Source organism: Nitrososphaera sp. AFS, assembly GCF_009898475.1.
In the GTDB taxonomy this organism is placed as follows: domain Archaea; phylum Thermoproteota; class Nitrososphaeria; order Nitrososphaerales; family Nitrososphaeraceae; genus Nitrosopolaris.
This window is the reverse complement of the sequence record NZ_QURE01000138.1, coordinates 1,198-8,749: the sequence shown is the minus strand read 5'-3', so window position 1 is coordinate 8,749 and position 7,552 is coordinate 1,198. Positions and strand designations below refer to the sequence as shown.

At 34.6% G+C, this 7,552-nt stretch carries 9 protein-coding genes; 5 read left to right on the top strand and 4 right to left on the bottom strand.

All coding sequences use genetic code 11. The annotated features are described in order from the left end of the window. Window positions 1–725: 725 nt before the first annotated feature. Window positions 726–1,037, bottom strand: a complete 312-nt coding sequence (locus tag DYY65_RS11500; protein ID WP_162478100.1) for a hypothetical protein — start codon at window positions 1,035–1,037, stop codon at window positions 726–728. 331 nt (window positions 1,038–1,368) lie between these two features. Continuing rightward, window positions 1,369–1,563, bottom strand: coding sequence for a hypothetical protein (locus DYY65_RS11495; RefSeq protein WP_162478099.1), 195 nt, complete (start codon window positions 1,561–1,563; stop codon window positions 1,369–1,371). Between the two features lie 292 nt (window positions 1,564–1,855). Here DYY65_RS11495 and DYY65_RS11490 point away from each other — a divergent pair, with 292 nt between their 5' ends. The 3 genes from DYY65_RS11490 to DYY65_RS11480 all read left to right on the top strand — a co-directional run bounded on the left by DYY65_RS11490 (window position 1,856) and on the right by DYY65_RS11480 (window position 3,397). Then, complete coding sequence (locus tag DYY65_RS11490; protein ID WP_162478098.1) at window positions 1,856–2,485, top strand: hypothetical protein; 630 nt, start codon at window positions 1,856–1,858, stop codon at window positions 2,483–2,485. A gap of 431 nt (window positions 2,486–2,916) precedes the next feature. Next, entirely contained in the window at window positions 2,917–3,054 is a 138-nt protein-coding gene (locus tag DYY65_RS11485) for a hypothetical protein (protein WP_162478097.1), read from the top strand. Further along, entirely contained in the window at window positions 3,038–3,397 is a 360-nt protein-coding gene (locus DYY65_RS11480) for a universal stress protein (RefSeq protein ID WP_162478096.1), read from the top strand. Before DYY65_RS11485 ends, DYY65_RS11480 begins: the two co-directional genes overlap by 17 nt. A 462-nt stretch (window positions 3,398–3,859) precedes the next feature. Here DYY65_RS11480 and DYY65_RS13115 read toward each other — a convergent pair whose 3' ends face one another. Beyond that, window positions 3,860–3,979, bottom strand: coding sequence for a hypothetical protein (locus DYY65_RS13115; RefSeq protein WP_370519360.1), 120 nt, complete (start codon window positions 3,977–3,979; stop codon window positions 3,860–3,862). A 189-nt stretch (window positions 3,980–4,168) separates the two neighbouring features. Between DYY65_RS13115 and DYY65_RS11475 the strand changes: the two genes are divergently transcribed. Together DYY65_RS11475 and DYY65_RS11470 are read left to right on the top strand one after the other, a co-directional pair. Beyond that, the gene (locus tag DYY65_RS11475; RefSeq protein WP_162478095.1) at window positions 4,169–4,987 is read left to right on the top strand and encodes an MFS transporter; all 819 of its coding nucleotides are present in this window, start codon (window positions 4,169–4,171) and stop codon (window positions 4,985–4,987) included. Next, complete coding sequence (locus tag DYY65_RS11470; RefSeq protein WP_162478094.1) at window positions 4,977–5,762, top strand: MFS transporter; 786 nt, start codon at window positions 4,977–4,979, stop codon at window positions 5,760–5,762. Before DYY65_RS11475 ends, DYY65_RS11470 begins: the two co-directional genes overlap by 11 nt. A gap of 405 nt (window positions 5,763–6,167) precedes the next feature. On the opposite strand, the gene DYY65_RS11465 is transcribed toward DYY65_RS11470, so the two are convergent. Further along, window positions 6,168–7,070 (bottom strand): carbohydrate kinase family protein, encoded by a 903-nt coding sequence (locus DYY65_RS11465; RefSeq protein ID WP_162478093.1) that lies wholly within the window; start codon window positions 7,068–7,070, stop codon window positions 6,168–6,170. Between the last annotated feature and the right edge of the window lie 482 nt (window positions 7,071–7,552).

Genomic DNA, 7,552 nt, shown 5'->3' with positions numbered 1-7,552 from the left:
TCATATTACTATGAAACTATAATATTATAAATAATAAGTCTATCATAGATATCTTTTATCAATAACAAGTACCTTGTCAGTTTGCCAATTGCATTTATTGATTATCTTACAGATAGTTTGATGTAGATAGATAGACAGACAGAGAAATTAGGTCAAGATGGAATAGAACGTTAGCTATATGTGCTAGTGCTGTGGTTCATTGTTCTCCTGTTCCCAACCTTTCTCTGTCTCTTCTACATCATAGTTTTCAACATATGAATAAAAGTATTGAGACTAAGAGATGCAGATCTTGTTATATTACAAAAGGAAAAGGAATATCTTCATAAGAATAATATCAGTCTTATTACATTTCCGTCATCATGTCAGTAGAGGATAAAAGGAATATCTTCATAAGAATAATATCAGTCTTATTACATTTCCGTCATCATGTCAGTAGAGGATAAACTATCAGCTTTTCTCAGTAGGTCAAGGGACTGGGAAAGAAGGCCAACTAATACCTGAAATATTTCTGTTGAAGATACCCTCTTCCAGATCCAGACTTTATACTTACAATGATGTTCAATTTGATTCTAGGTTTATGTATTCAATGTTTGGATGTAACTTGCAATAGTAAAAAATCCCGCTGCCATTATCATTATTGTATCGTTTTTTATCAATAATGGAATAACATGGACTTTTCTAAAGTATGAGATGATAATGGTTGCTTTTTTTGATGAGAATTGTCTTCAAAGAATTTTTCGATTGACATGGTAGAGCTTTTCCAGAACCACTTGCAGAACTAATAGAGCACCACCTGCAATTGTCGATGAAGCCGCTTCCACACTGTTAGGATTTGTTATAAACTGCCCATCTACTGCTGTTCTAGGACCATTAGCAATTATAGAAATTCCAGAAAATGATGGAGTAGAGCTAGTCGTGGCAGTTGAGCTACTGGCACAACTCCCCGAGCTGCCACTCACGGTCGTTTGACCATGCGCATTACGTGTGCTAGAAGAACTACCGCAGCTATAAGCCATAATTGTTTTGGGTGTATTCATTATTAGAAAAGCCGCCCTACAAAAGCTACCATTCCACTAATGAACAATAATCTATCCATGTTTTGTTATTATAAACTGACTATAAAGTTGGCATCCAATGGAACTTAACTTAACTTAACTTGCCGACCTCCAGGTAACCGCAAGCCTGTTGACTGCCGCTCCGCCTACAATCGAAAGCCAATATTAAAAAAACTTCTGTGTGGCCGTTCACATTATAGTAGATTTTAAAGTTATGCTAATTAGCCTTGAAATTAAGGGATCGTAAAAGTAAAGAGATGAGATAACACCATCAAGGCCCAAATGAAAATAATACTAAATATGGTATAGTGCGTTATACCTCTGGATCCAGGTCTGGATTATCATCTCCATCCATATCGTGATCAGCAGATTTCATTCGCTGATATTCGACTTCATCTTTACTTTCTACCTCTTCTGGTGTTATACTTGTTTCCAGCGGTTTTTCATCTTTCACTATTGCTTCATCGGGCACCTTCGGGAAAGGCTTTTTATAATTAGTATCATTCATTGGTCATTCTGAAATGGTACAACAAGGCTTAATAATATTCGATCTTATTTCATCTTCTTACAGGCCAAACCCATAATCCCAGGTAAAGCGTCATGATGGTTTAAGCAATTCTAATTACTGTAGGCCAGATATTATAGACTGTTTAAGGTGATGATTGTAGGCAGGAGATGAAAATATCGTGGAACATTCACTTTATGAAGATACAGATAGAAGGCCGGACACAATAAAATAAATAAAGCACACTTGCTAGTAAGTAAATACTCTAGGATAATCAGGAAGTTAAAGTGAGATAATGAATAGGTCGGTTTTTTGCTATGGCTTTTTGGCTATTTTGATCGGTTTAGTATTATTGATTGTCCCGTCTTCTGTCTGGGCAAAATCTAGTAGTGGTGGTATTATTTCTTCTTTAGATTTTAAAATGGAAACATCAGGTACAGCATCAGCACCACCATCTAGTAATTCACAATCACCACAAACATATAAGCCGGAAGTTACTGGCTTGTCACCTTCTGGTAGTAGTTCTTCTCCTTCCGCTAGCCGCAGCCATAACAACACTACACAAACACTACCACCACCCATTATTAACTGTCCAACCGGTGAGGCGGTTAGTGACTTCTCACAGTGCTCTACTTTATCTTTACCTTCTAGCTCTAGTAATAATTCTACCAATATACAAACTACACCAAACTTAGGTAAACAGGTTCAAGACTGGCTTAAAACTAATGTATATAACGCAACATTAACAGTAAAAAATGGGACACTAAATTCTGTCGTAATATCATTTAATGATAGCCGTCCTTCTTATGTTAAAAGCTCCCTATCTGAAATTGAACAATTAGAGGTAGCTTTGAATCTGCATATGAGAGGGCCAGAAGTTGACGATGGAGATGCAACAGTCTTAGTCCTTGGGAGAAATCCCTAGAAATGACCACCATTCATACCGTAATGGATGCTCGGGTTATGACGTTTTTGACAGCAGGAAATTGAAAGAAGACAGCAGCTAACGTAACTAACGCCATCCTAGATTACAAAGATTGTTCCCTGAAGCAGTATTTTTATTTCAGACAAAATAGTATTGCATTTACAAATACCATGCTACAATCACTGCATTTGTAAGGCTTAAGTTCATACATGTAGAACACTAATTCTATTTAATTTGTCTGTAAATGTGATGCTGTTTATTTTAACACCGATCATCTTTACTGATATCCGTCCTATGACCAAGATCACTTTAGTCTCAGCAATCTATGATTTCTTTTTTGGCTTACAAAGGATCAGGTTGAACTCCACTTAAGAAAGTGAATACCTTTATTGTAGGATTGTATTTTAATAGATCCTATAAAAAATAGACATATGTCAAACACAACTACAACTACGGCACCCAATACTATTACTAGTGCTAATCAAAATGAAATAATATCTAGGGTACTAGTTGCAATTGACGGCTCTGATTCATCAATGAATGCAGCGGATAATGCTATCTCTATATAAAAAATACAATGCAGAACTTTATGCTGTGCATATTATACATACAGACGTTGATTTACTTGGACCTCATGAGACATCAGAGCTTATGGTAAAAATGAGAGATGAAGGTGAAAGATATTTGAATAAAGTCGAAATCAAAGCAAATGAAAACAACCTTCAAATAAAAACAGAAATTATTTCATCGACAAATATATCTGGAGGCATACTGGATTGTGCGGAAGAAAATATCATTGACTTGATTGTAGCTGGAACAAGAGGAGGATCAGGATTTAAGAGGTTATTACTTGGAAGTGTTGCATCACATCTTGTAACTTATGCATATTGCCCTGTCTTTGTAGTAAAATAATTGTTACTGGAGTGGCAAGATAAATATTCGAGAATTGAGCTGAATTTATTTGTGTCACACTTTTTCAGATTATTAGAAGACAAAACATTTACTTTTCCTTTTATGAACCTAAATTAAAGAACTTACATTGCAAATAAGGATAATTTCTTAAGTCAAGAAATAAAGAGATTGTCAATTCCCCGATCGAATGGATAATATTTTACAATGTTTAAATCTATTAACACATAAATGTATCCGTTTATTGCTGATAATGGATTAAAATTTTGAGATTTATACCGTTTAAAGTACCTAAGCTAATTTCTGTTGTCTCATAAAAAGACTACCTCTACATATACAAATTCGATGTAACATATAAAAACTGTCGGTTTTAAGAGAGGATAAGCTCGTAATAATTGAGAACCGGAGTCTTGCTGGCTAACACGTCATTTGCACAAATGTTTCTGACCAGATCTCGCTATGTTACTATTCAACCTTGCCCTGATCACCTGTTAGAATTATTGAACTAATTTTATTTTCTGACATCTTCTTTGCAACTTCAAGAGCGCTGATATCAGCATTGATTTTAGTCAGTTTGCCATTCATTATGCGCTCCACCAATACAATATTTTCAGAAGGAAGATTCATTTCGTATTCATTCCTACATTATAATGGATATGAATGTATATTTCTTGTTCAACGAGTGGTTATTTTATCAGTTAGTTAGATATTTATGGCCTTTATAATTTCATTACCTATAGTTGGTTTGCTTGTTCATTTGTATGTTTAACTATCATGTTGCGCATATCATGCTCACTTAGTCTTAGCAAATCAAATGAGGATAATGTGCAATGTATTCCCAGTCAACTAGGCCACCACCACCACCACTTTCGCTATTTGTCAATTGTATTGTTCATAATTTGGTTAATTGAAATGAAATCAACCACTATAGATACCGGCTATTTAACATTAGTGATTCTAAGTGCGATTGGTTTGGTAATCATGTACGTAGAAACCATGGTTGCGCCAGCACTGACAGATTTTATAAAAGATTTCAACATTTCTTACAATACTGTATCGTGGATACTTACTGCCTATCTGCTAGTTGCACTAATTATGACTCCTGTTATGGGAAAACTGTCAGACATGTATGGAAGAAAAAGGGTACTTTTGACCGGACTTGTAATATATGCTGTTGGTACTCTAGCAGCTGGATTTGCAACTAATATCTACTTTATGCTGGTTGCAAGAGCAGTACAGGGCCTTGGGATTGGCATATTCCCTATAGCAGTTGCAATAGTAAGAAATCAATCACCAGAGAAAAGACTTGCTTTTAATCAAGGAATAATCACCTCAATGTTTGCATCCGGAGCAGTCATAGGATTAGCGGCAGGAGGTACAGTTATACACTACTTTGGATGGCGAGCTACATTCTTTAGTATATTACCTGTTGTTATTTTACTTATTATTTTAGTAATTCGATTTATAGGAGAAGACAGAAAGGAATATCGGGATTATGGTAGTAAACGGAGTAAAAGTTCACTTTCAAATTCCAAATTAGACATCAAAATTATTTTCTATGGGGATAGTGTCAATTCTGCTTATGATAACTAATTTACATGTCAAATTTTCACCTATTAACTCTCTTGTCATTGTCAGTCTATCTGTAACCGCAATTATTTCTTTATGGATATTTGTTTATATTGAAAGAAGAGTAAAGTCTCCACTTGTTGACTTTAAACTAGTGACGAACAAAGTATTATTCTTCGCTAATGTTTTGAGAATGATAGCTGGTTTATTCATGTTTGCAATTTTGAATGCTATTCCTATACTAATTAGAAACCCAAAACCTATAGGCTTTGACGAAGGTGCAATAAATACAGCATCAATAATTATTCCCTTTATGGCTGCATACCTGACGATTGGTTTGTCTTCTGGCCCCATAATATCAAAACTTGGAAATACAAGAGTTACTGTAATAGGATCTGTAGTAAGTGCTATTGGTTTTATTACCCTTTTATTATTTTTTCATAGTCTTGGACTACTTTTAATAAGTCTGGCTATTTTGGGGGCAGGATCCCAGCTGCTTCATCAGGGTGCGGTGAATATAAATTTGGTTTCAACTCCAAAGAATCAAACTGCAATATCTTTTGGAATCAGTAATGTTTTCTATCTTATGGGAAGTGCCATAGGTCCTACGCTTGTAGGAATGTATATGCAGTCTAATCAAATATCAATCAATGGAATTATTGGTTCATTCCCATCATCTCAAGCGTATACGATGATATTTTACACTGGTATATTATTGTCAATAATAACCATATTAATAGATATGATTGTAATGAAAGAAATACGTAATAACAGCAATAACCAGGAAGTCAGAGTGTAGAAAAAAGAGTATGATAGTTGTCTCATTGCCATATAGAATGTAATGTCGAAAAATTAGTGAGTTTAAGTATGACTGGACTACTATTAGTTGAACTCACTTCTATTTTTTCACTTCCTGACATATTATTCGACTACAGGTAAAAGAGTAATAATCCAATTGTCATCCATGGAACCTTCAGCTTTCAAAATATTCGAAATGCTTACTAGTGGCCAACTTACTAGTTATTGACTATCAGATATATATGTGATAGTTGGAGACAAGAATATACTAGCAAAAATAAGTCTTGGTCCGTCTCATAACTGTTAATATCGCCCATGAGAACACATATTAGAATATAATTTAATGCCATTTAACCAATTGGTAACAAGGATATCATTGCTGTCAACCAAAACTAAATCTAATTTATTAGGTTCTATCTTTTTTTATGGAGTCTCTAAATTTAATAAGTTTATCCATTGTAGGGCTTCCTCTAGTTTCTTCCTTAGTCACTTTTAGCGCTCCAGATAGATTTGCCAGAAATATTGATTCAGGATCGTCTTTTCCTAAAATTTTCATTGCACAAAAAGTACCAATGAAAGCGTCGCCTGCACCCACTGTGTTTAACTTTTTTAAACCTCTTTTCTCTAGTTCTACAGTTGGGGTTGATATGACATCTCCATCTTTTCCAAAAATACATCCATTTTCTCCCCTAGTCACTATAACTCCCATGTTATGCTTCTTCATGGAGAGTTTTTTACATCCAGATAAAGTATCAGAGAGACCTGAAATCAAAGAACATTCAGATTCGTTTAGAATAAGGAAATTTACACCTTTAATAATGTCCATAACATTTTCTATTCCATCTGAGGAAAGTAATCCCGGTGCCCATACCATTATTTTCTGATTCGCTTCAGCTAGACCAATTAATTTCTTAGCAAATGCCAGCGGCGGGTCAACAATAGTTACAAGTGATGAATTCTCCAAATACTCAAACATATTTTCAGATTCTAATATATCATCATCCAAAGTATCGTTTGCCTGTCTAAATGTCAGTATGGCATTTCTGCCATCTAGATCAACTATGGTATAAGCTTGACCAGATGAAACTTCATTGGTGAACTGAATGAGGTTAGTGAAAATGCCTTCATTTTTTAATATTTCCAGCTGTTTGTTTGCTATGAAATCTGAACCTAATGCTCCTAATAATGCCACTTTGTCTTTTCCAAGGATCCTACAAGATGCCACAGCAACGTTTGTACCTTTTCCTCCTGGAACATCAACTATCCTTTCAACCTCGACCTCCTCTCCTTGCTTTGAAAATTTCTTCACAAATATGGTTTTATCCCAGTTTGACGCCCGCAACAATATGACTTATCGCCATTTGATGTATGTATGAAGTATGGTAGATAATCTTATTTATATAAAATAATATCAATAATGGAGCTAAAACTATGATCTATAATAATGATAATTGTCATTACGTATGGTAATAGTTGTAAATACCATGGTGGACCACAAATAGAAGAATTGAAATAGCATTAAACGCTAGAAATACAAACATGTCAAGGCCAAATGGTTTTTTCTTCTATTAGGATTTTCAACTATTCCGTAACGATGCAAGATATCAGCAACCCTTCCAAATGCAGCATCATAGTTTCTTTTAAATGAAGGTATCTCAAAAACCTGATATAATATTGAGGTTATTGATTCTAAATCTTCTCGCATGGTAATCAAGTAGTATATATGTACATGTACTGTAATTTAATCCAAAAATGGATATTTACTGTATATTGCTATTATTCCTTACCAAA

Excerpts from the sequence above, each read along its gene's own strand:
- DYY65_RS11475 (WP_162478095.1), top strand. The coding sequence starts at position 4,169 with ATGTTGCGCATATCATGCTCACTTAGTCTTAGCAAATCAAATGAGGAT.
- DYY65_RS11495 (WP_162478099.1), bottom strand. The coding sequence starts at position 1,563 with ATGAATGATACTAATTATAAAAAGCCTTTCCCGAAGGTGCCCGATGAA.
- DYY65_RS11485 (WP_162478097.1), top strand. The coding sequence starts at position 2,917 with ATGTCAAACACAACTACAACTACGGCACCCAATACTATTACTAGTGCT.
- DYY65_RS11480 (WP_162478096.1), top strand. The coding sequence starts at position 3,038 with ATGCTATCTCTATATAAAAAATACAATGCAGAACTTTATGCTGTGCAT.
- DYY65_RS13115 (WP_370519360.1), bottom strand. The coding sequence starts at position 3,979 with ATGAATGGCAAACTGACTAAAATCAATGCTGATATCAGCGCTCTTGAA.
- DYY65_RS11490 (WP_162478098.1), top strand. The coding sequence starts at position 1,856 with ATGAATAGGTCGGTTTTTTGCTATGGCTTTTTGGCTATTTTGATCGGT.
- DYY65_RS11470 (WP_162478094.1), top strand. The coding sequence starts at position 4,977 with ATGATAACTAATTTACATGTCAAATTTTCACCTATTAACTCTCTTGTC.
- DYY65_RS11500 (WP_162478100.1), bottom strand. The coding sequence starts at position 1,037 with ATGAATACACCCAAAACAATTATGGCTTATAGCTGCGGTAGTTCTTCT.